At 66.9% G+C, this 23378-nt stretch carries 19 protein-coding genes; 5 read left to right on the forward strand and 14 right to left on the reverse strand.

Features of this window, described 5'->3' with window-relative positions; all coding sequences use genetic code 11:
• Positions 1–22 precede the first annotated feature (22 nt).
• From treZ to treY, 3 genes are read left to right on the forward strand one after another with little or no spacing between them, the layout of a single operon-like run.
• Complete coding sequence (gene treZ / locus M3I56_RS12135; protein WP_254354127.1) at positions 23–1924, forward strand: malto-oligosyltrehalose trehalohydrolase; 1902 nt, start codon at positions 23–25, stop codon at positions 1922–1924.
• Positions 1921–4164 (forward strand): 4-alpha-glucanotransferase, encoded by a 2244-nt coding sequence (gene malQ, locus M3I56_RS12140; RefSeq protein WP_254354128.1) that lies wholly within the window; start codon positions 1921–1923, stop codon positions 4162–4164. The genes treZ and malQ overlap by 4 nt, the downstream gene beginning before the upstream one ends.
• Positions 4161–7049 (forward strand): malto-oligosyltrehalose synthase, encoded by a 2889-nt coding sequence (gene treY, locus M3I56_RS12145; protein WP_254354129.1) that lies wholly within the window; start codon positions 4161–4163, stop codon positions 7047–7049. Before malQ ends, treY begins: the two co-directional genes overlap by 4 nt.
• 18 nt (positions 7050–7067) lie before the next feature.
• On the opposite strand, the gene M3I56_RS12150 is transcribed toward treY, so the two are convergent.
• Entirely contained in the window at positions 7068–8468 is a 1401-nt protein-coding gene (locus tag M3I56_RS12150) for a hemolysin family protein (protein ID WP_254354130.1), read from the reverse strand.
• A gap of 127 nt (positions 8469–8595) precedes the next feature.
• A complete protein-coding gene (locus tag M3I56_RS12155; protein WP_254354131.1) occupies positions 8596–9360 on the reverse strand; it encodes a sensor histidine kinase KdpD in 765 nt (254 codons plus the stop codon).
• A 155-nt stretch (positions 9361–9515) separates the two neighbouring features.
• Between M3I56_RS12155 and M3I56_RS12160 the strand changes: the two genes are divergently transcribed.
• Complete coding sequence (locus tag M3I56_RS12160; RefSeq protein WP_028202932.1) at positions 9516–9857, forward strand: FKBP-type peptidyl-prolyl cis-trans isomerase; 342 nt, start codon at positions 9516–9518, stop codon at positions 9855–9857.
• 54 nt (positions 9858–9911) lie between these two features.
• Entirely contained in the window at positions 9912–10715 is an 804-nt protein-coding gene (locus M3I56_RS12165) for an AraC family transcriptional regulator (protein ID WP_254354132.1), read from the forward strand.
• Between the two features lie 15 nt (positions 10716–10730).
• Here the strand turns inward: M3I56_RS12165 and M3I56_RS12170 are convergent, their stop codons facing one another.
• The 12 genes from M3I56_RS12170 to truA all read right to left on the reverse strand — a co-directional run bounded on the left by M3I56_RS12170 (position 10731) and on the right by truA (position 23363).
• The gene (locus M3I56_RS12170) at positions 10731–11606 is read right to left on the reverse strand and encodes an MOSC domain-containing protein (protein ID WP_254354133.1); all 876 of its coding nucleotides are present in this window, start codon (positions 11604–11606) and stop codon (positions 10731–10733) included.
• Between the two features lie 81 nt (positions 11607–11687).
• Positions 11688–12884: an O-succinylhomoserine sulfhydrylase gene (locus M3I56_RS12175; RefSeq protein ID WP_254354134.1), complete on the reverse strand. Its 1197-nt coding sequence runs from the start codon at positions 12882–12884 to the stop codon at positions 11688–11690.
• Between the two features lie 139 nt (positions 12885–13023).
• Complete coding sequence (gene purF, locus M3I56_RS12180; protein ID WP_254354135.1) at positions 13024–14568, reverse strand: amidophosphoribosyltransferase; 1545 nt, start codon at positions 14566–14568, stop codon at positions 13024–13026.
• A 125-nt stretch (positions 14569–14693) separates the two neighbouring features.
• Positions 14694–15188 carry a CvpA family protein gene (locus M3I56_RS12185; protein WP_028202927.1) on the reverse strand — a complete coding sequence of 165 codons (495 nt, stop codon included), beginning with the start codon at positions 15186–15188 and terminating at the stop codon, positions 14694–14696.
• 7 nt (positions 15189–15195) lie between these two features.
• Entirely contained in the window at positions 15196–16119 is a 924-nt protein-coding gene (locus M3I56_RS12190; RefSeq protein ID WP_254354136.1) for an SPOR domain-containing protein, read from the reverse strand.
• Positions 16120–16181: 62 nt separating this feature from the next.
• The gene (folC, locus tag M3I56_RS12195; protein WP_254354137.1) at positions 16182–17492 is read right to left on the reverse strand and encodes a bifunctional tetrahydrofolate synthase/dihydrofolate synthase; all 1311 of its coding nucleotides are present in this window, start codon (positions 17490–17492) and stop codon (positions 16182–16184) included.
• A gap of 190 nt (positions 17493–17682) precedes the next feature.
• On the reverse strand, positions 17683–18555 hold the full coding sequence (gene accD / locus M3I56_RS12200; RefSeq protein WP_028202924.1) for an acetyl-CoA carboxylase, carboxyltransferase subunit beta: 873 nt from the start codon (positions 18553–18555) through the stop codon (positions 17683–17685).
• Between the two features lie 156 nt (positions 18556–18711).
• Complete coding sequence (gene trpA, locus M3I56_RS12205) at positions 18712–19521, reverse strand: tryptophan synthase subunit alpha (RefSeq protein WP_233886246.1); 810 nt, start codon at positions 19519–19521, stop codon at positions 18712–18714.
• 53 nt (positions 19522–19574) lie between these two features.
• Complete coding sequence (locus tag M3I56_RS12210; RefSeq protein ID WP_254354138.1) at positions 19575–20477, reverse strand: site-specific DNA-methyltransferase; 903 nt, start codon at positions 20475–20477, stop codon at positions 19575–19577.
• Positions 20478–20498: 21 nt separating this feature from the next.
• Entirely contained in the window at positions 20499–21692 is a 1194-nt protein-coding gene (trpB, locus tag M3I56_RS12215; RefSeq protein WP_254354139.1) for a tryptophan synthase subunit beta, read from the reverse strand.
• 77 nt (positions 21693–21769) lie between these two features.
• Entirely contained in the window at positions 21770–22450 is a 681-nt protein-coding gene (locus M3I56_RS12220) for a phosphoribosylanthranilate isomerase (RefSeq protein WP_254354140.1), read from the reverse strand.
• Positions 22451–22547: 97 nt separating this feature from the next.
• On the reverse strand, positions 22548–23363 hold the full coding sequence (truA, locus tag M3I56_RS12225; protein ID WP_254354141.1) for a tRNA pseudouridine(38-40) synthase TruA: 816 nt from the start codon (positions 23361–23363) through the stop codon (positions 22548–22550).
• Positions 23364–23378 lie beyond the last annotated feature (15 nt).

Genomic DNA, 23378 nt, shown 5'->3' on the forward strand with positions numbered 1-23378 from the left:
AGGACGCAACCAGGAATCCACCATGTCCCCGCTTTCGCACGAACCGTACACCCGCCAGTACATGCATTGCCTGCCGTTCGGCGCGCAGCTGATCGGCGCGGCGCACGCGCAGCCGCATACGCGCTTTCGCTTCTGGGCGCCGTCGTGTCAAACGGTGCAAGTCGTGTTCGAGAACGTGAGAGACGCGCCGCCGCTCGACATGACGCCGAGCGGCAACGGCTGGTTCGAAGCGCAGGCGCCGTGCGGGCCGGGCACGCTGTACCGCTATTGCATCGACGGCCAGCAACGCGTACCCGACCCCGCATCGCGCTTCCAGCCGCAGGGCGTGCACGGACCGAGCGAAGTGCTCGACCCGCGCGCGTACGCCTGGCAGCATGCGCACTGGCAAGGGCGCCCCTGGGAAGAGACCGTGATCTACGAGCTGCACGTGGGCGCGCTGGGCGGATATCAGGGCGTAATGAAACGTCTGCCCGCGCTGGCAGCGCTTGGCGTGACGGCCGTCGAACTCATGCCGCTCAACGACTATCCGGGCGAGCGCGGCTGGGGCTACGACGTCGTGCTGCCTTACGCGCCGCACGCGGCCTATGGCAGTCCTGATGAACTGAAAGCGCTGGTCGATGCCGCGCATGGGCTGGGGCTGCAGATGTTCATCGACGTCGTCTACAACCATTTCGGCCCCGACGGGAACTGGCTCGGCCACTATGCCAAGCCGTTTTTCCGCCAGGACGTGAAGACGCCGTGGGGCGAAGCGCTCGACTTCGACCGCTTCGAAGTGCGCGACTTCTACTGCGACAACGCGCTCTACTGGCTCACGGAGTATCGCTTCGACGGTCTGCGCATCGACGCTGCGCACGCGATCGGCAACATCGACTGGCTGCGCGAACTGGCCGACCACGTGAAGGCGCGCGTCGAGCCCGGCCGCCATGTGCACCTCGTACTCGAAAACGAGCACAACGAAGCCAATCTGCTCGAATCGCACTTCAGCGCGCAATGGAACGACGACGCGCATCACTGTTTTCATGTGCTGCTGACCGGCGAATCGGAAGGCTACTATCGCGCCTTCACGGACTCCCCCATCGGCAAACTCGCGCGCGTGCTCGGCGAAGGCTTCGTGTACCAGGGCGACCCGTCGCCCGTGCATGCGGGCAAGCCGCGCGGCGAACCGAGCGCGCACCTGCCGCCTACCGCGTTCGTGATGTTTTTGCAAAACCACGACCAGATCGGCAACCGCGCGCTCGGCGACCGGCTGCGCACGCTGGCCGACGACGACGCCCTGCGCGCGGCCACGGCAATGCTGCTGCTATCGCCGCAAATTCCGCTGCTCTTCATGGAGGAGGAATACGGCTCGACGCAGCCGTTCCAGTTCTTCACCGCCTTCACCGGTCAGCTCGCCGATGCGGTACGTGAAGGCCGCCGCCGCGAATTCAAGGCATTCACCGCGTTCAATGACGAGGCTAGCCGCGCGCGCATTCCCGATCCGAACGATCTGCAGACCTTCCTGAATTCGTCGCCGCTGGCGGACGCGCCGCTCGACGGCGAACGGCTCGAATGGATGCACTTCTACAAGTCGGCGCTATGCGTGCGCGCGCATTTGCTCATGCCGCGCCTGCGCCACACACGTGCGCTCGGCGCGACGGTGCTCGCCGACGACGCCGCGAACGGCCTCGCCGCGCTCGTCGCGCGCTGGCGCCTCGACGATGGCGAAACGCTCACGATCGCGCTGAACCTGGGCCGCGACGGCGTGCTGCTCAATCCACGGCCCGAGGGCATGGTGATCTTCGAAACGCCGCCGCGTGCGCGCGACCATACCGACAATGGCGTGCTGCCCGAGAGCGCGTGCATTGCATGGCTCACCGGCAACGTACCCGAGTATTCGAGCGAACACGACGCGCGCGTCGTGCATCGCGAGGAGCCCAACGCATGAGCACGGCGCGCCGCAGCGAAACGCTCGCGACCCTGGCCGCACGCGCGGGCTTCGAGGTCGAATGGACCGACGCGCACGGCGCCGTGCAGCGCGTGCCCGACAGCACGCTCGCCGCCCTGCTGGAATGCGCGGGCCTGCCTTGCGCCAACGCCGCGCAAATCCGCCAGAGCACCTCCGCGCTCAATGCGGAACAGTCGGCGCGGCGACTGCCGCCGCTCATCACCACCGAATACGACAGCGCGATCGAACTGCCGCCTTCGGCCGTACGCGCGGGCAGCCACTATCGTATCGACCTCGAAAGCGGCGAGCATATCGAAGGCCGCTTCACCTCGCCGCGCGGCGAGAGCGCCCTGCTCGCGCCGCTTGCGGAGCCGGGCTATCACACGCTCACCGTCCACGACCACCGCTTGACGATTGCGGTCGCGCCGCCGCATTGCCATACCGTCGCCGACGCCTGGCGCGCCCGTCACGGCGACAGCGGCGCGGTGCCGCCGCTGTGGGGCCTCGCCGCACAATTGTATGGACTCCGACGCAATGGCGACGGCGGCATCGGCGACTACACCGCGCTCGCCGCCCTGGCAGCGGAAAGCGCGCTGCGCGGTGCACAGGCGCTCGCAGTCAGCCCGACCCATGCGATGTTCAGCGCCGAGCCGGGCCACTTCAGCCCCTATTCGCCTTCATCGCGCCTGTGGGTCAACGTCGCGCATATCGACCCCGCCGCGGTATTCGGCGCCAAGGCCGCGCACGACGCGAGCGTGGCCGCGAACGCGCTCGACGCCTGGCGCGAACTCGAAGCCGCGCCGCTCGTTGACTGGCAGCGTGCGTTGCCGCTCAAGCTCAAGGTGCTGCGCGCGCTGTTCGAGCGCTTCGACACCGAAGAGCGCGCGAGCGGCTCGCCGCATGCCGCTGCCTTCGACGCATTCCGCGCACAGGGCGGCGAAGCGCTCGAAGACCACGCGCGTTTCGAGGCGCTGCAGGAAGCCATGCTGCGCGGCCCCGGCGGCGAGCGCCACTGGCGCGACTGGCCCGAACCGCTGCGCGATCCGCGCAGCACCGACGTGGCAAAGTTTGCGCAGGAGCACCGTCGCGAAGTCGACTTTCACTGCTTCCTGCAATGGCTCGCGGCGCAAGGGCTCTCGGGCGCGCAGCGCAGCGCGCGCGAGGCCGGCATGGCGATCGGCCTCGTCGCCGACCTCGCCGTGGGCTGCGACGGCGCCGGCTCGCACGCGTGGTCGCTGCCGCAGGACATGCTGCAACGCGTTTCGGTCGGCGCGCCGCCCGACATCTTCAACCAGGCCGGGCAAAGCTGGGGGCTCACGACGTTCTCGCCGCGCGCCATGCACAACAACGGCTTTCGCGCGTTCATCGACATGCTGCGCGCGGCCTTCGCCCATGCGGGCGGCGTGCGCATCGACCATATCCTCGGGCTGCGCAGGCTCTGGCTCGTGCCCGAAGGCGAAAGCGCGCGCCACGGCGCGTATCTGCGCTACCCGTTCGACGACCTCGTGCGGCTCATCGCGCTCGAATCGTGGCGGCATCGCGCGATCGTGATTGGCGAAGACCTCGGCACCGTCCCGCCAGGGCTGCGCGAACGGCTCGCCGCGCACGGCCTCTATGGCATTCGCGTGCTGTGGTTCGAGCACGACGGCAAGGGTTTTCTCGCGCCCGCGCGCTGGGACCCGCACGGCGTCGCGACGACCACCACGCACGACCTGCCGACCGTCGCGGGATGGTGGAGCGGCGCGGACATCGACTGGCGCAACCGCATCGGCCAGACGCTCCCGCGTGCCGACGGGCTCGACCCCGTCGCGCTCGACCACGCGCGGCGCGCGACAGATCGCGTCGCGCTCTGGCACGCGTTGCAGCACAGCGGGCTCGCGCCGCGCGACACCGATCCGCCGCCCGCCGACGATCCGCCCGTGAATGCCGCGCTCGCCTATGTCGCGGCAACGCGGAGCCCGCTCGTCACCTGCCCGCTCGAAGACCTGCTCGCGTTGTCCGACCAGCCGAATCTGCCCGGCTCGATCGACGAGCATCCGAACTGGCGCCGCCGCCTGCCGCTGCCCGTCGAGACGCTGTTCGCCGATGCGGCCGTCGCCGCGCGCGTCGAAGCCATCGTACGCGCACGCGACGCCGTCGCGCGCACGCCGGCCGACCCGAGCGCCGGTGCAGGCGCAAACGACGCCAACTCAACCGCCAGCTCGGCGCCACGTGCGCCGGAAAAGAAGCCGACGCCATGACACACCCTCGCGCGACGCTGCGCCTGCAGCTCCATCACGGCTTCACGTTCGTCGACGCGCTCGCGCAGCTCGACTACTTCGCCGCGCTCGGCGTGAGCCATCTCTACCTTTCTCCCGTCACGACCGCGCAGCCCGGATCGATGCACGGCTACGACACGGTCGACTACGGCACGGTGAGCGCGGAGCTGGGCGGCGAAGGCGCGCTGCGCCGCTTCGCCGCGAAAGTGCACGAGCGCGGCATGGGCATCATCGCCGACTTCGTGCCGAATCACATGGGTGTGGGCGGCGGCCACAACGCCTGGTGGCTCGACATCCTCGAATGGGGACGTCACAGCGCGTACGCGCGCCACTTCGACGTGGACTGGCACTCGCCCGACCCCGCCCTGCGCGGCAAGGTGCTGATGCCGTTTCTCGGCGCACAGTACGGCGAGGAACTCGCCGCAGGCCGTATCGAGCTGAAGTTCGACCCCGCCGCCGCGCGCTTTTACGTGCAGTACGGGCCGCACGTGTGCCCGATCTGCCCGACCGATTACGCGGCGCTCCTGCAGTCCGCGAACCGCGCCGATCTGAACACGCTCGCCGGGCCATTCCAGAGCCTCACGACCCAGCCCGACGACCAGGCGCGCGCCGCCGCGGGGCGCGACGCGCTGCGCGCGTTCGTCGAGCGGGCCGGCACGGACCCCATCGATTTCGTTCTGGAATCCTATACGAGTAGCGACCCGGTGCCGCGCGAGCGGCTACACCGCCTGCTGGAGCGCCAGCACTTCCGGCTCGCGTGGTGGCGCACCGCCACCGATGAGATCAACTGGCGGCGCTTCTTCGACATCACCGCGCTCGCCGGCGTGCGTGTGGAACGTCACGACGTGTTCGAGGCCGTGCACAAGCTCGTGTTTCGCCTCTACGCCGACGGCGTGATCGACGGCCTGCGTATCGACCATATCGACGGACTCGCGGACCCACGCGAGTACTGCGAACGCCTGCGGCAACGGCTCGCTGCGCTGCGCGCCACGCCGCCCTACATCGTGGTCGAGAAGATCCTCGCGCAAGGCGAAACGCTGCGTGACGACTGGCCGGTACAAGGCACGACCGGCTACGACTTCATGAACGACGTGGGCGCCTTGCTGCACGACCCCGCGGGCGCCGCGCCGCTCGCCGAGGCGTGGGCCGCCATTGCCGGCGACGACCGGCCGTTCGCGGCCTACGCGCTCGACGCGCGCCGCGAGATGCTGGCCGCCTATCTCCCCGCGGAACTCGACCATGTGACGCGCGCGCTGCACCGCATCGCGCGCGAACTCCCGGGCACGCGCGACACCACCTATGCGTCGGTGCATCGCGTGGCCGCGCATCTGGCCATGTCCTTCCCGATCTACCGGATCTATCCGGTGAACGGCTTGCGCAGCGCGCTCGACAACCGTTACTTCGACGTTGCGCTCGACGCCGCGAGATGCGCGCTGCCGCGCGCGAGCCTCGCGGCGCTCGACCTGGTCGACGGCTGGCTAGGCGGACGCGCCCCCGAACCGGCCGCGACCAACGCCAGTAGCGGCAGCGGCAACAGTGGCAACACTAGCGGCGGTGCCAGGACGCCACGCGCCGCGCCAGCCGTCGCGAACGCGAGTGCGGGCAACAACCAGGCGAATACGCCGCTCAGCCACGCGCTGATCGCGCAACGCACGGCGCTCGCGCTGTTCTCGCAGCTCACCGCGCCGCTCGCCGCGAAGGCCACGGAGGACACGGCGCTCTATCGCTACGGCCGCCTGCTGTCGCGTAACGAAGTGGGCGCAGACCCCGACGATTTCGCGCGCACGCCGCACGACTTTCATGCGACGAACCGGTTGCGCCAGCGGCGTCCTTATGGACTGCTCGCCACGGCCACGCACGACCACAAGCGCGGCGAGGACGTGCGCGCGCGGCTCGCCGTATTGAGCGAGATTGCGAGCGACTGGAGCGCCACGTTGCGCGCCTGGTCGACGCTGAACCAGACGCATCGCCGCAACGAAGGGGCGGCTGGCGCGGCCTGGTCGCCCGGACCGACCGCCGAGGCGATGCTGTATCAAACGCTGGTGGGATGCTGGCCGCCCGAGCTGGACCCCGGCGACGAAGCGGGCGTGCACGCGCTCGCGGAGCGCGTCTCGACGTGGCTGCTCAAAGCGTTGCGCGAAGCGAAGCTGCGCACGAACTGGCTCTCGCCTGACGAAACCTATGAATCGGAGTGCCAGGCATTTCTCTTCGATATCCTCGCACCGCAACGGCGCGACGGCTTCCTGCAGGCGCTGGCCGAATTCGTTGCGCGCGTGGCGCCCGCAGGGGCGCTCAATACGCTGCTGCAGACGGTGCTGCGGCTCACCTCGCCGGGCGTGCCCGATCTCTATCAGGGCACCGAACTCTGGGACTTCAGCCTCGTCGATCCGGATAACCGGCGGCCCGTCGATTACGCCGCACGCGCGGCCGCGCTCGATGAGCAAGCGCCCGCCGCGAAGCTGAAGGACTGGCGCAACGCACAGGTGAAGCTGGCCACCGTGCACCGCCTGCTCGCGCTGCACTCGCGCGCGCCCGAACTGCTGCGCGAAGGCGACTATCTGCCGCTCACAGTCAGCGGCGCGCAGGCCTCACACGTGATCGCGTTCGCGCGCCATCACGGCAATGCGTGGGCCGTGGTGATCGGCACCCGCCTCGCGGCAGGCTTGCTGGATGGCGACACCCCGCTCGTCGCGCCCGAACGCTGGGAAGATACGGCCGTCGAATTGCCGAAAGGATGCGCACCAGCCACGCTATACGACTGGCTCAGCGACGCCACGCACACGGTGCGCGAAGGCGGTACGCTCGCGCTGCGCGACATCCTGGGCGCAATGCCCGTAGCCGTGCTCGCCACACTCACGCGCAGCTGAGCGGCACTCGAGGCGCGCTCAGCCGCCCTCGTCCTCGAGATCTTTCGGATACACGCGCACGAGCACGATGCGCGGCCCCTTCATCTTCTTCACGACGATGTCGAAGCGGTCGAACTCCACGCGCTGCCCTTCGGTGGGCAGATCGTTGAGCGCGTGAATCACCAGGCCGCCCACCGACTCCGCGCGCCCTTCATCGATGTCGATGCCGAGCGCCTGCTCCAGCGACACCACAGGCAGGCTGCCGCGGCCCATCAGCGTGCCGTCGTCCATGCGGGTCCAGTCGGCGTCGGCCTGGTGAAACTCGTCGTGAATCTGGCCCACGAGCGCACCGAGCAGATTGTCGAGCGTGAGAAAGCCGACCGGGCGTGCGTTCTTGTGCCCCACCAGCGCGAAATGCGGCGCGCCCTTGCGAAAGCGGCGGAACAGTGCGAGCGCGGGCGTGTCGGGCCGCACGTACTGCACGGGGCGCACGAACTTGCCGAGATCGCTGAGTGCGTTGCCCGCCTCGCGCGCGAGCAGCAGGTCCTTCAGGTGGATGAGGCCCGCCACGCGTTCGCCCGCGGCGTCCTCGAACAGCGGGTAGCGGCTGAAACGATGGCGCGCCACGATCTGCATGTTCTCGCGCAGCGAAAGGTCGCGGCGCAGGCCCACCATCTCGTGCGTAGGCCGCATGAGGTCGGATATTGTGAGACGCGAGAAGTCGAGCGAATGGGCGAGCGTGTTCCATTCGTCGGCGCTATAGGCATTCGCAGCCGGCGCGGGGAGGCGCGGCACCGCGCCGCCTTTTGCGCCGCGCGGCTCGTGCATCGCGTCATGCGCTTCGGCCTGGGCGGCGGCGCGGCGGCTGCGCAGGATCAGCTTAAGTTCGTCGGTTGAATAGTGCGTGTCGTGGCCGTGCCCCGACGAAAGGCCCGCGAGACGCAGCACCGCGTTCGCACTCGAATTGAGCACCCAGATTGCGGGATACATGGTCCAGTAGAAGCCGTAGAGCGGCATGGCCGTCCACAGCGAAATCTTCTCGGCCTGGCGGATGGCGAGCGACTTCGGCGCCAGTTCGCCCACCACGATGTGCAGGAACGAAATGACCGTGAACGCGAACACCAGCGAGATGGCGTGCACGAGATCCGCCGATTGCGCGCCTAGCAGTTCGAACACCGGCGCGAGCAACTGCGCGAAAGCCGGCTCGCCAATCCAGCCGAGGCCGAGCGAAGCGAGCGTGATGCCGAGCTGGCACGCGGAAAGATAGGCATCGAGCTGGCCGTGAACCTTGGCGAGCAGGCGGCCGCGCAGGCCGTGCTGCTGCGCGAGGCTCTGCACGCGCGTGGCGCGCAGCTTGACGAGGCCGAACTCGGCCGCGACGAAGAAACCGTTGAGGGCAACGAGCAGGAACGCCCCGATGAGGGCGAGAAGCTGGATCAAGACACATGGCTCCGGGAGACGAAGCGCTCAGTATAAAGGTGCAAGGTGAGTGAAAGGTGCGGGCGGGCTCAATACGACTCGCCGCGCACGCGGCGGTCGTTCGTGCGCGACCCGGTTCGATCTCCGCTCACACGCCATTCAGCGGCACATTCAGCGCAAGCACCATCGCCTCGCCCTCGCCCACTAGAGCCGGCGCCTCGAAGCGTCCGCCATGCGCCTCGGCCACGCGCTGGCACAGCGCCAGCACCCAGGCGTAGCGCCCCGCTTCCTGCTGCTCGCTCGCCTGGGCGCGCGCGAACGGTTCCAGCACGTGCGCCAGCGTGTCGTCGGTAAGCACCGCACGCGTGGCGTGCCATCGCACTTCCAGTTGAGCGGCAGTGGCGCTCGCGCTCGCCGCGAGCGTCACGCTGGCTCCCTGAGCACTCGTTTCCGCCGCGAACACCAGCATCAGCCACAGCGCCTGCGCAATGCGTTCGCGGTCGCCGTCGAGCGTCGCCGCGCCTGTCGCGTCCTGCACCGCGAACGTCACGCCGCGCGCATCGCCGAGCGCGGCGCGAGCATCATCCACGGCCTCGCCGATCAGTGCCGCGACGGCGAACGGCGCGCGCTCGATACGCAGCTTGCGCGTTTCGGCGCGCGTGGTATCGACGAGCGTTTCGAGCAGTTGAACCTGCTGCTCCACGCCCGTGCGAATGCCGCCCAGCGCACGTTGCGCGGTGGCGTCGGCGTTGTCGATCTTGCGTTCGAGCACGTAAGCCCAGCTATGGATTGCATTGAGCGGGCTGCGCAGATCATGCGAGACGCGCGAGAGCACGTGGTCGCGCATGAACAGCGCTGCCTCGGCGCACAGGCGCGCCGTGCGCTCGGTTCGGTTTTGCGAAGTCGACACCATCTGATTCCTCGTATTTCGCCACAAGCCGGGCGAGCGGTCCCCCATTATAGGCAGCGGGTAGCAAGCAACCGGCGTGCCTGGCTAGCCGCTGCCCGCCCGGCCCTGCAAAGCGCCTACAATAACGGGTTCAACCTATCCGAATCAGGAGTTTTTCCATGTCTATCGTGACCACCGAATCCGGCCTCAAGTACGAAGACCTGACCGAAGGCACCGGCGCCGAAGCCAAGGCCGGCCAGACCGTCAGCGTGCACTACACCGGCTGGCTCACGGACGGCCAGAAGTTCGATTCGAGCAAGGACCGCAACGATCCGTTCGCCTTCGTGCTGGGCGGCGGCATGGTCATCAAGGGCTGGGACGAAGGTGTGCAGGGCATGAAGGTGGGCGGCGTGCGCAAGCTGACGATTCCGCCGCAACTGGGCTACGGCGTGCGTGGCGCGGGCGGCGTGATTCCGCCGAACGCGACGCTCGTGTTCGAAGTCGAGCTGCTCGACGTCTGATGCCCGCTTGACACTTCACAGCGCTCGCCTGATTTGCAACCGCAACCGGTCAACATGAATCCGCATCACCACGCTCCCGTCACCGCGCCCGGCGTCGAACTGCGCCGCTACGGCGCGATCGAGGAAACCGATCTGCACGATTTTCACCAGATCGTGCTCGGTCTCGACGGCGAGATGGAGATGACCGTGAACGGCCGGGGCGAGCGCATCGACAGTTGTTCCGCGTGGCTCATTCCGGCGGGCGCGCGGCACGACTACATGGGTATCGGCGATAACCGCCAGCTCGTGCTCGACCTGCCCGCGGCAACGCTCGCGGTGCCCGAACGGCTTTTCGACACCGCGCGCGCCGTGCGCCTCGACCCTGCACTCACGCAGCTCGTGAGCCAGATCGCGCAGCGCGCCGCCGCGGCCACGCCGCCGCGCGACAGCGCCGACCTGCGTGCGCGCCGCTTTCACTGGGACGCCTCGGCGCGCCTGTGCGCGGCATTCATCGCACAGACCGGCGTGGCACCCAGCGCCCCATTCAGCGCGGCTGCCGGGCTGGACTTCGCCCGTATCGACCGGTGGCTGCGCGCGCATCTCGCGCAGCCGCTGCGCATTGCCGATCTCGCCGCGCATTGCGGCTTCGGCATGCGGCGCTTTCATCAGCTTTTTATCGAAGCGTTCGGCGAGACGCCGCATCGCTACTTGCAGCGGCTGCGGCTCGACACGGCGCTCACGCTGCTCGCCGACCCGCGCGCCTCGCTCACCGACATCGCGCTCGAAGTGGGCTTCGGCGACCAGAGCGCGTTCACGCACGCGTTCACGCGCCGCTTTGGGCTCGCGCCCGGCCAGTGGCGCGCGCTGCCATCACACTGAGTGCGCAGGCGCGGCTCATTCGTCGAAGCGGTATTCCCACGCGGCGCGTGCGCCCACCGTCACATGCTGGCCCGCTCCCGCCACGACCATCGCGTTCTGGCCGAACGTGAGGCCACCGTCCACGCGCGGATCGGCGCGAAACACGGCAAGCGTGTCGAGCGGCTCGGTGGGCCATTGCGCGTCGCGCTCGCCCGTTAGCTGATCGATCGTCGTGATCGGGCAGCGCGCGCAAGGCTTCACGAAGCGCAACACGATCTCTTCGCCGCCTGAAGCCGATTCGATGGCGAGCGTGTCGATGAAATCTTCCTCGAATGCGTCGTCAATGTCGCCGACGACGATGTTCGGACGAAAGCGCGCCATCGGCACGGGCGGCGCGCCCTTCGCCGCGAGACGCTCGTTGAGTTCCGCGAGTGACGCCTCGCTCGTCACGAGAATCGGAAAGCCGTCGGCGAATTGCGTGGGCGCGTCTTCGCCGTTCGTCCACTTCTTGCTCGCGAGGCGCGTCACGTCGTGCGCGAAGCGCAGCAGGCGCACCGGCACGCCAATCGCCTGTGTGAACCACTGCGCCGCGTGATCGCCTTCGTCGAGCGCCTCGAAATCGTCGTCCCAAACCGAGGCCGGCACGCGCGCCTCGCCGCCGCGCGGCGCGAACGGCAGATGGAGCACTTCGCTCATGCCTTCCATGCTGAGGCGCACGCCGTCTTCGACGAACGCGGGCACGATGCGCGCCATGGCGGCGTACTGGCGCTGCGTGACGAGCCGGCCGTTCTCGTCGGCAACCATCCAGTGGCGGTCCCACTCGATACCCTTCAGGCCGAGCTGCGCATCGTCGAGCGCGATCGCGCCGCATGACTTCACGGGATAAACGAACAGCGCACGAACAATGGGCATGACGAACTCACGGGAAAGGAAAAAAGGAAATGGGCCGGGCAGCGCCCGACCCACGATCATACAACCGCTGCTTAAAACAGCTTACCGCGCCGCATCGAGCCCGCGCGCGAGATCGTTGCGCACGTCCTGCGCGTTTTCGAGGCCGACGGCCAGGCGGATCAGCCCTTCGGTGATGCCGGCCGCCGCGCGCGCTTCAGGCGTGATACGGCCGTGCGTCGTCGTCGCCGGGTGCGTGATGGTCGTGCGCGTATCGCCGAGATTGCCGGTGATCGAACAGATCTTCGTGCCGTCGATCACGCGCCAGGCATTCGCGCGCTGCTGCTCCGGCGTGTCGCCCTTCACTTCGAACGAGACGATCGCGCCGCCCAGCTTCTGCTGCCGCATGGCGAGCGCATGCTGCGGATGCGACTCGAGGCCCGGATAGAAAACGCGCTTGATAGCCGGATGCGTCTCCAGCCAGCGCGCGATTTCGAGCGCATTGCCGGACTGCTTCTCCACACGCAGCGACAGCGTTTCCATGCCCTTGAGCAGCACCCACGCGTTGAACGCGGAAAGCGTCGGGCCCGCAGTGCGCACGAACGGAAACACCTTCTCCATGATGAACGCCTTCGAGCCCACGAGCGCACCGCCCAGCACGCGGCCCTGGCCGTCGAGGAACTTGGTGGCCGAATGCATCACCACGTCCGCGCCGAATTTGAGCGGTTGCTGCAGCGCCGGGCTGCAGAAGCAGTTGTCGACCACGAAGAGCGCGCCCGCCGCCCGGGCGATCTTGCCCACGGCTTCGATGTCGGCCACTTCGGTGAGTGGGTTCGACGGCGTTTCGAGGAAAAACATCTTCGTTTCGGAGCGCGCGGCGTTCTTCCATGCATCGAGATCGGTCGGATCGACGAAGGTGGTCGTGATGCCGAACTTGCTGAAGATCTGCGAAAACATGGCGAGCGTCGAGCCGAAAATGCTCTGCGAGCTGACGATATGGTCGCCCGCCTGCAGCGCGGCCATCACCACCGACATGATCGCAGCCATGCCCGAAGCCGTGGCGATGCACGCCTCGCCGCCTTCGAGCGTGGCGAGGCGCTCCTGGAACATGGTGACGGTCGGATTCGAGAAACGTGCGTACGTATAGGCGGTTTCGGAATTCCTGAAGCGCTCGGCGGCTTCGGCGGCGCTGCCGAAACAAAAGCTCGACGTGAGGTAGAGCGCTTCCGAATGTTCGTTGAACGCGCTGCGCAGCGTACCCGAGCGAACGGCCAGCGTGTCGAAGTTGAAGGTGTCGTCCATGTTCGTGTTCTCCGTGTGCTGAACAATCAGGCTTCAATCCTGCACGTGCAGGCGCAAAAAAGCCCGCTTTTGCGTCGGCAGAAAGCGGGCTTCGGAATCGGCGGGAACGCGAGCCTCACGCTCGCGTTTGCCGAAGGGATCACTCCACCGAGAGCTGCAGGTGCAACTGCGAGCGGGAGCCGCCGTCCATCGCGTCGCTTGCGGCGTCGCGGTCCGACTGCGCCTGGGGCGCGAGGCGCGCCGTCTCGATGTTGTCGAGGTACGTGCTCGTGATGTCGCCGGTGATGTAGTCGCCGTCGAAGCACGAAGCCTCGAAGCCCTTCAACTCCGGATTGATGTCGCGCACTGCCTGCTTGAGCGATTCCACGTCCTGATACACGAGGTAATCCGCGCCGATGATGCGCGCCACTTCGTCGTCGGTGCGGCCGTGCGCGACCAGTTCGCCGCGCGTGGGCATGTCGATGCCGTAGACGTTCGGGTACTTCACGGGCGGCGCCGCCGAAGCGAAGATCACCTTGGTCGCGCCCGCGTCGCGCGCCATCTGCACGATTTCCTGCGAGGTGGTGCCGCGCACGATCGAGTCGTCGATGATCAGCACGTTCTTGCCCTTGAACTCGATGCCCATGGCGTTGAGCTTCTGGCGCACCGACTTCTTGCGCATGGCCTGGCCCGGCATGATGAAGGTGCGGCCCACGTAGCGGTTCTTGAAGAAGCCTTCGCGATATTCCACGCCGAGCTTGTTCGCGACCTGCATGGCCGCGGGGCGCGACGAATCGGGAATCGGCATGACCACGTCGATTTTCACGTCGGGCAGCTCGCGCCTGATCTTCTCGGCGAGATAGTCGCCCATGCGCAGACGCGCGTTGTACACGGGCACGCCGTCGAGCACCGAGTCCGGACGCGCGAGATACACGAGTTCGAAGATGCAGGGGTTCAGGCTCGGCGCCTGCGCGCACTGCTGCGAATGGAAGTTGCCTTCGAAGTCGATGAACACCGCTTCGCCTGGCTTCACGTCGCGCACGAACTCGAAACCGATACCTTCGAGCGCCACCGATTCCGATGCAAGCATCCACTCAGTGCCTTCCGGCGTTTCCATCTTGCCGATGCAGAGCGGGCGAATGCCGAACGGGTCGCGGAACGCGAGCAGGCCATGGCCGGCAATCAGCGAGACGATCGCGTACGAGCCGCGCAAGCGGCGGTGCACGCCCGAAACCGCCTTGAAGAGCGTCGCCGGATCGAGTTCGAGACCCGAGGTGGCGAGCTGCACTTCGTGCGCAAGCACGTTGAGCAGCACTTCAGTGTCGGAATTGGTGTTCACGTGGCGCCGGTCCACGCGGAACATCTCTTCCTTGAGCTGTTGCCAGTTGGTGAGATTGCCATTGTGAGAGAGCACGATGCCGAACGGCGCGTTCACGTAGAACGGCTGGGCTTCTTCTTCGCTCGACGCCGAGCCGGCCGTCGGGTAGCGCACCTGGCCGATGCCGGCGGTGCCGGGGAGGCTGCGCATGTTGCGCGTGCGGAACACGTCGCGCACCATGCCATTGGCCTTATGCATGTGGAACGTGCTGCCGTTCGCGGTGGCAATGCCGGCCGCGTCCTGACCGCGGTGCTGGAGCAACAGCAGCGCGTCATAGAGGAGCTGGTTGACGGGAGAGCGGGAAACTACGCCTACGATGCCGCACATGGCAGGTCCTTCAAAAAAGCGAAATCGGTAGCGGGTCGCCCAGCTTCATCAACACCGGTCGAGCGCCGCAAATGGGCAGTGTTGCCGGGAAGCTTCGCCTCGCATCGCGTCCGACCAGTTTCTGATCAGACGTGTACGTAGGCCGCGAGCGCCTCGGGCAACAGCGGTTTCAGTTCGAGCACGCCCTGCACGGCATAGGGCCGCAGCAGCGCGTGGCGCCAGAAGTCCTGCTGGGGCAGCTCGGTCAGCCCGCCGAGGACGACGAGGATCAGCACCAGCACGACGCCTCGCACGAGGCCGAACATCATCCCGAGCGAACGGTCCACGCCGGACAATCCGCTCACCTGCACCAGACGGCCGATCAGTGCGTTGCCCACGCCGGCCACGAGCACCACGGCAATGACGATCAGCGCGAAGGCGATCAGCCACTGGGTCAGCGCCCCACCCGGCCAGTTCGCCGGAATCCAGGGCACCACGCGGTCCACGTAGCGGCAGGCCACGAGCAACGCCGCGATCCAGCCGATCAATCCAAAAATCTCGCCGATCAAGCCCCGCCACGCGCCGCGCAGCGCCGACAGGCCTATCACCGCCATTACAGCGTAGTCGAATGCAGTCAACATCGACGGCTTATTCCGCGTTGGCGTTCGAGCCCGCCATCAGGCCGGCGCCGCGCACCCTGGCGATCGCCGCCGTGGCCGAAGCGCGGTCCGGGAACGGGCCCGCGCGCAGCAGCGTGCGCGTCGTGCCGTCGGCTTCCTTACGCTGCTCCGTATATGCGGGCACCCCCGCTGCTTTCAACTTCGTTACCCAATTGTTCGCTGTCGTGCCGTTCGAGAACGCGCCGAGCTGCACCGCGAAACGTGCGCCCGGGGGCGCCGCCGGTGTGGCGGATTCGGCTTTTGCGCCGTTTCCGTCGCTGGTGTCGTTGTCGTTTGCGGCGGGCGTTGTCTGCTTGCTGTTCGCGGCGACGGTCGTGCTGGCCGACGCCGCCGGCCTGGCGGCGGGCTTTTGCGTCTGGGCGGTTTGCGTCGATTGGGCCGCCGCGGCTGCCGCCTGGGCGGGCTTTTTGGCAGGCGTTGCCGGCGTTTTGTCCGTGCTTTGGGCGTTCTGCGTGGGCGCAGCGCCCGAAGCGGCCGCGAGAGCCGACGCGCCAGGCGTCGCTTCAGCGGCTGCGGGATTGTCGGGAGCGACGCCGGCTTGCGTGTCTTCGGCGTCGTGCTGGCGCGCGGCGGCCTTGTCGGCCGGGCGGCTCGGAATGTCGATGGCGATGTCGTCGGTGACGGGCTTCGGGTGCGAATCGAGCACCATCGGCAGGATCACGATGGCCGCGAGCACCAGCGCGATCGCGCCGACGAGACGGCGGCGCGCGCGTTGCTTTTCAGGGAGCGTGGGGTCGAGCAGCATCGCCTCGGCGGCGCCCGACCGGTCCGGCCGGCGGCTGCGCCGCTCCACACGCGAGCTCTGATTGCTGCGCCGGCTGGAGCCGGACTCAGTGCCGCGCCGTCGGGGCGCGTCAGCGTCATCTTTCTTGCCGAACGAGAAAATTCCCATGTATGGCTTGCTGTTGGCCTACCTGGCCTGTCTTACGTGGGCGGCGTGCGGGTGCCGGGCGGTCAATGTTGCTGCGACTTTCGCCAGGCCATGACCCCGGCAACCGTCAGAAAACTTCCGAAAACAATAATTCTATCATTTTCGGTTGCACGTTTTAGCGCATCTTGGAAGGCGGCGGCGGGATTTTCGTAGCGCGTAACGCTGCTATCGGCGCCGTCCGTCACGCCCGCATCGCGCAGCACTTCTTCAAGCTGTTCGGCCGTGGACGCGCGCGGCAGCGGCAGATCGGTCACGCACCAGTGGTCGATCTCGCCCTTCAGGTGCTCGACCACGCCCGCGATGTCCTTGTCGCGCATCGCGCCAAACACCGCGTAGGTGTACGGGAAATAGCCCATGCTGCCGAGGTTTTGCGCGAGCACGGCTGCCGCGTGCGGATTGTGGCCGACGTCGAGAATGATCGAAGGCTTGCCCGGCAGCACCTGGAAGCGCCCGGGCAGTTCGACGTTGGCGAGGCCGAGGCGAATGTCCTGCGCGGAAACCGGCAGGCGGTCGCGCAACGACTCGAGGCCCGCGAGCGCAGCCGAGGTGTTGATCAGCTGGTTCGCGCCGCGCAGCGCCGGATAGGCGAGCGCCGAGCGACGCATCGTCGGGCCCACGTAGCTCCATTGCTGGCGTTCGTTGCCAGGCTGCCCTTCGTAGCGGAAATCGCGGCCGAAGAGCCACAGTTCGGCGCCGATCGCCTCGGCATGGTCGATGAGCGACTGCGGCGCCATCGGGTCGGCGCAGATCGCGGGCTTGCCCGCCCGGAAGATGCCGGCCTTCTCGAACGCGATCTTCTCGCGCGTGTCGCCGAGGTATTCCGTGTGATCGAGGTCGATGCTCGTGATGATCGCGCAGTCGGTATCGAGCACGTTGACAGCGTCCAGACGCCCGCCCAGACCCACCTCGAAGATCACGGCGTCGAGCCCGCGCGAGGCGAACAGATGCATGATCGCGAGCGTCGTGAACTCGAAGTACGTGAGCGTCACGGGCGTGGCGAGCGAATTGCGCGCGGCTTCCACGGCCTCGAAGTGCGGCAGCAGCTCGGCGTCGCTGGCCTGCTGGCCGTCCACGCGCGCGCGCTCGTTGAACTCGAGCAGATGCGGCGAGGTGTGGCAGCCCACGTGAAAGCCCGCCTTGAGCAGGATCGTTTCGAGAATCGCGCAGGTCGAGCCCTTCCCGTTCGTGCCGCCCACCGTGATGATCGGGCAGTCGAACTTGAGGTCCAGCGCGTCCTTCACCTGACGGATGCGGTCCAGCCCCATGTCGATGCCGACCGGATGCGCAGTTTCGAGGTGCGTGAGCCACGCGCCGAGGGTGGGAAAGGTACTCATCGGGATAGAAATTGCCAGGTGCTGCGCGTGAGACGCCGCCAACGGCGGAGGGTTCACACGAATGTTCCGCTTCGAAAGAACGGCATTATCGCGGAAATGACAACGCGCCGCTTGCTTTCGCTCGCGGCGCGTTGGGTAAAGCGTTGCGGCTTGCGGCACGGACTGCGCCGCAGATCGCTCAAAGCAGGGTTCAAGCCACCGCGTCGGCGGGCTGACGCTGCAGCAGCGCCAGCATTTGCGCGATTTCGTCGCGCAGCTTGCGGCGGTCCAGGATCATGTCGATCGCGCCCTTCTGCAGCAGGAATTCGGCGCGCTGGAAGCCTTCCGGCAGCTTTTCGCGCACGGTCTGCTCGATCACGCGCGGGCCGGCAAAGCCGATCAGCGCCTTCGGCTCGGCGATCACCACGTCGCCAAGGAACGCGAAGCTCGCCGAAACGCCGCCCATCGTCGGGTCGGTCAGCACGGAGATGAACGGCAGTTTGGCTTCGGCCAGCCTGGTCAGCATGGCCGTGGTCTTGGCCATCTGCATGAGCGACAGCAAGCTTTCCTGCATGCGCGCGCCGCCCGAAGCCGTGAAGCAGATGAACGGCACTTGCTGCTCGAGCGCGTTTTGCGCGCCGCGGGCGAAGCGCTCGCCCACCACCGAGCCCATCGAGCCGCCCATGAACGAGAACTCGAAACAGGCCACCACCACGGGCAGCGTGCGGATCGCGCCGCCCATCACCACCATGGCGTCGGTTTCGCCGGTTTCGTCCATCGCCTCTTTCAGGCGGTCCGGGTACTTGCGGCTGTCCTTGAATTTGAGCGCGTCGACCGGAACGATCTCCTGGCCGATCTCGTAGCGGCCTTCCGGATCGAGCAGTCCGTCAAGACGCTCGCGCGCGTTGATGCGCATGTGGTGATCGCACTTCGGGCAAACGTGGAGATTTGCCTCGACGTCGTTGCGGTACAGAACCGCTTCGCACGACGGGCACTTGATCCACAACCCTTCCGGAATGCTCTTGCGGCTTTTCGGATCGGTTTGCTTGATCTTGGGCGGCAGCAGTTTATCGAGCCAGCTCATTGATGTTCCTTCCTTGACCTTCGTGATGCGCGGGCGCGGCGGATCGACCCAGTCAACCGATCGGTAAAACCGACCGGGTTCCGACCCCGACCGCGCATGGCGAAAAGTGGATTTTACAGCAGTCTCGAATCTAGCCAACCAGGCTAGCCTCCAGCACTACCCGGCGGAGACTTCGTCCAGCGCCGCGCGAATGCCCGTGATGAACTGCGTGAGCGTGTCGGCGGCCGTCTCCGGCGCAGCCTGTTCGAGCAGCTGAACGATGCGGCTGCCGATCACGACAGCGTCCGAAACCTGCGCGACGGCAGCGGCCGTTTGCGCGTCGCGAATGCCGAAGCCCACACCCACGGGCAGCGAGACATGCTTCTTGATCGCCGGGATTTTACCCGCGATGCTCGAAACGTCCAGATTCGCAGCGCCCGTCACGCCCTTGAGCGAGACGTAGTAAACATAGCCGCTCGCGGCACGCCCCACTTCGGCGATGCGCTCATCGGTCGAAGTCGGGGCGAGCAGAAAGATCGGATCGATGTCGGCGGCCTTCATCTTCGCCGCGAACTCGACCGACTCCTCGGGCGGATAGTCCACCACGAGCACGCCGTCCACGCCCGCTTCCTTCGCGGCCTGCGCGAACGCATCGGCGCCCATGCGCTCGATGGGGTTCGCGTAGCCCATCAGCACGACGGGCGTCTTGTTGTCGGTTTCGCGAAAGCGCTTGACGTCGGCGAGCACGCTCTTGAGCGTCACGCCCTTCTCGAGCGCGCGCTCGGACGACTGCTGGATCACGGGGCCGTCGGCCATTGGGTCGGAAAACGGCACGCCCAGCTCGATGACATCGGCGCCGCCTGCGGCCAACGCGTGCATGAACTCGACGGTGCGCGCGGGATCGGGGTCGCCTGCCGTCATGAACGGGATCAGGCCTTTGCGGCCTTGGGCGGCGAGCGCCTCGAACGTGGTCTTGATACGGGACATTTCAGGGTCCTCAGCTTTTAGGCGTTACTGCGCGTGGGTCCGGCGGCGGCGCATCAGGCGCCGGCCGCAACGGCGCTTGATGCGGCCGCGCTGACGCGTTCGCGCGCGATCGCGCAGTAACTTTCGTTAATTTCATAGCCGACGAATTCGCGTTGCTGACGTGCGCAAGCCACTGCCGTGGTGCCGCTGCCCATGAACGGGTCCAGCACGCGGCCGCCCGGCGGGCAGCTCGCGAGCACCATGCGCTCGACGATTTCCAGGGGCTTCTGGGTGGGATGATCCACGCGTTCCGCGTGCTGGCGATGCAGCCGCGAGACGGACCAGACGTCCTTGGGGTTGTAGCCGAGCTCCAGCCACTTGCTGCCTTCGAACAACTTGCGCGAACGCGCCTTCTTCGTCACGGCATCGTACGGGATGCGGACGGGATCGAGATCGAAGTAATAGTCCTTCGACACCGCGAAGAAACCGATGTTGTCGTGCACCGAGGTAAACCGGCGCGTCGTGCCACCCATGCTGGGTACGCGACGATCCCAGACGATCTCGTTGATCATCGTGAGTTTCGACTTGAGATAGACGAAGATCTCGGGCGCGTACTGCCACGTGCAGAACACGTAGAGCGAGCCCGTCGGCTTGAGCTTCGGAATCGCCAGGTCGAGCCATGCATACGTCCAGGCGAGGAAGTCCTCGCCCGAGCGCATGTCGGAGTCATTGCCGTAGTCCTTGCCGAGCCCGTAGGGCGGGTCGGCGACGATCAGGTCGATCGAGGCATCGGGCAGGTTGGCTGCATCGGTCAGAAAATCGCGGTTCAGGAGCCGGATGGTTTCCGGCACCGTGGCGAGTATGGGTAACTCGGCGGCTGCATTGGCGACCGCCTCGGCGGCCTCCAGAGCAGCCGCTTCGGCGTTCATCTCGCCCACGGGCGCCCGCATCTGCGGCTCGTCGAACTCGTCACGCATCGCTTGTGTCGCTCCGGGCGCTCAGAACTGGATGCCCGATCGCTCAGCGACCGTGTGCATGTCCTTGTCGCCGCGGCCCGACAGGTTCACCAGCAGGATTTTCTCCTTCGGCAACGTCGGTGCGAGCTTCGCCGCGTACGCGAGCGCGTGGCTCGATTCGAGCGCGGGAATGATGCCTTCGATGCGGCAGCAGTCGTGGAAGCCCTTGAGCGCTTCCTCGTCGTCGATGGTGACGTACTGCGCGCGGCCGCTGTCTTTGAGCCACGCGTGCTCGGGACCGACGCCCGGATAGTCGAGGCCCGCCGAAATCGAATGTGTCTCGATGATCTGCCCGTTCTCGTCCTGCAGCAGGTAGGTGCGATTGCCGTGCAGCACGCCCACGGTGCCCGCCGCGAGCGACGCGGCGTGGCGGCCCGTGTCCATGCCGTCGCCGGCAGGCTCGACCCCGATCAACTGCACGGAAGTGTCCTCGATATACGGGTAAAAGATACCCATCGCGTTCGACCCGCCGCCTACGCAGGCGATCACGGAGTCGGGCTGGCGGCCCGTCATTTCGGGCATCTGCACGCGGCATTCGTCGCCGATCACGCGCTGGAAGTCGCGCACCATCATCGGGTACGGGTGCGGGCCCGCCACGGTGCCGATGATGTAGAAGGTGTTTTCGACATTGGTGACCCAGTCGCGCATGGCTTCATTGAGCGCGTCCTTGAGCGTGCGCGAGCCCGACTCGACCGGCACCACGGTCGCGCCCAGCAGCTTCATCCGGTAGACGTTGGCGGCCTGGCGGCGCACGTCCTCGGCGCCCATGTAGACCACGCACTCCATGCCAAAACGCGCCGCGATCGTCGCGGTGGCCACGCCGTGCTGGCCCGCACCGGTTTCGGCGATCACGCGCGGCTTGCCCATTCGCTTGGCGAGCAGCGCCTGGCCGATCACGTTGTTCACCTTGTGCGCGCCGGTGTGGTTCAGGTCTTCGCGCTTCAGGTAGATCTGCGCGCCGCCCAGCAATTCGCTCCACCGCTGTGCGTGATAAATCGGCGACGGACGGCCGACAAAATGCTTCAACTCGCGCTCATATTCGGCGCGGAAGTCGGGATCGTCCTTGAATTTCGCGTAGGCGTCGCGCAGTTCGTCGATCGCCTGCATGAGGGTTTCGGCAGCGAATACGCCGCCATAAGGGCCAAAATGGCCGCGTTCATCTGGCAAATTGTACATAAGTCACTCGCTCGGCCGGGCTTGGGAGGGCCCGCGTTGCGCGGGCCGTGCCGGCCAAAGGGGCATCCACCCCGGATTTATCCCGCGTCCGCTTCGCGCACTGCGCGCACGAACGCCGCCATGCGGGCGTGATCCTTCACACCCTTTGCGCCCGGAACCTCGATGCCACTGGAGACATCGACAGCGAACGGACGCACCTGGCGAATCGCATCACTGACGTTTTGCGCGTTCAAGCCACCACTCAAAACGGCCCGACGCGCGAGCCCTGCGGGAATAAGTGACCAATCGAAGACCTTTCCGCCGCCGCCGTAACCTTCGACATGGGTGTCGAACAAGAGGCCGCTGGCTGATGAATAACGATTAGCCGATTCTATCAAATCGGCCTGCTGAGTATCGGCCGCCACCCGCAGCGCGCGCAACCAGGGCAAACCGGCAACGGAGGCCAGTGACTCGCACTGCTCGGGCGTTTCGTCGCCGTGAAACTGCAACATGGTGAGCGAGACATTGCTCGCCACTTCGCTCATCCATTGCGGCGTGGCGTTCACGAACAGGCCCACGACCGAAACGAACGGCGGCAGGTCACGCGTGAGTTCGACCGCCTGCGCCACGCTCACCGAACGCGGGCTGGGCGGATAGAACACGAAACCGACGGCGTCGGCGCCGAGGTCGATGGCGTACGCGACCGCCTCGGGCGTCGAAAGTCCGCACAGCTTGATGCGCGTGCGGTGCGCGGGGGCGAGTTGCTCGGCTGACGTCATGGTTCTGGCTGCGGTGTTGGTCTCGATGATTCAATCCCGATGATTCAATCGCGACGTGATTGCTCGCGGTGCTCGCGGGGCAATACGCCGGGCCGCGTCAGGCACGGCCTTCGGGCGCGTCGCTCCAGATCGCGCTCCACGGCACGCTGGCGGTATGCGGCGCGGGTACCGCGAACTCATCAGGATAGCCTACCTGGGCGAGATAGAGGCCGTCGGGCATGAAGGTCGGCGCGGCCACGGTGCGGTCGCGGCCCGCCAGCACCTCGGCCATCCACGCGACCGGATATCGTCCTCGCCCCACGGCCACGAGGCAACCCATGAGGTTGCGCACCATGTGGTGCAGGAACGCGTTGGCGCGAAAGCGGAAGTGGATGAAGTCGCCCTGCGGCCGCATGTCGATCTGATACAGATGCTTCACCGGCGTCTTCGCCTGGCACTCCGACGAGCGAAACGACGAAAAATCGTGCTCGCCGATGAGGTGCGCCGCCGCCTCGCGCATCGCATCGACGTCGAGCGGCGTGTGGATCCAGCCCGTGCGGGCCGCCAGCATCGGCGAGCGCACGGGGTTCACGTAGAGCACGTAGTAGTAGGTGCGCTCGAACGCCGCAAAGCGCGCGTGGAACGCCTCGGGCATCGGCTTGGCCCACTGAACGGCCACCGTGGAGGGCAGGAACGCATTGGTGCCGCGCACCCAAGAGAACGGCGTGCGATCGAGGTCGGTGTCGAAGTGCACGACCTGGCCGAGGCCGTGCACGCCCGTGTCCGTGCGGCCCGCTACGATGGTGGACAGCGGCACAGTGGCGAATTCGCGCAGTGCGCGCTCGAGCGCGTCCTGCACGGTCTTGCCGTGCGGCTGCGACTGCCAGCCGCAGAACGCGGCGCCGTCGTACTGGATTCCTAGCGCGATACGCATACGGCTTGCAACGGC

Source organism: Paraburkholderia sp. CNPSo 3281, assembly GCF_024206515.1.
GTDB lineage: Bacteria > Pseudomonadota > Gammaproteobacteria > Burkholderiales > Burkholderiaceae > Paraburkholderia > Paraburkholderia nodosa.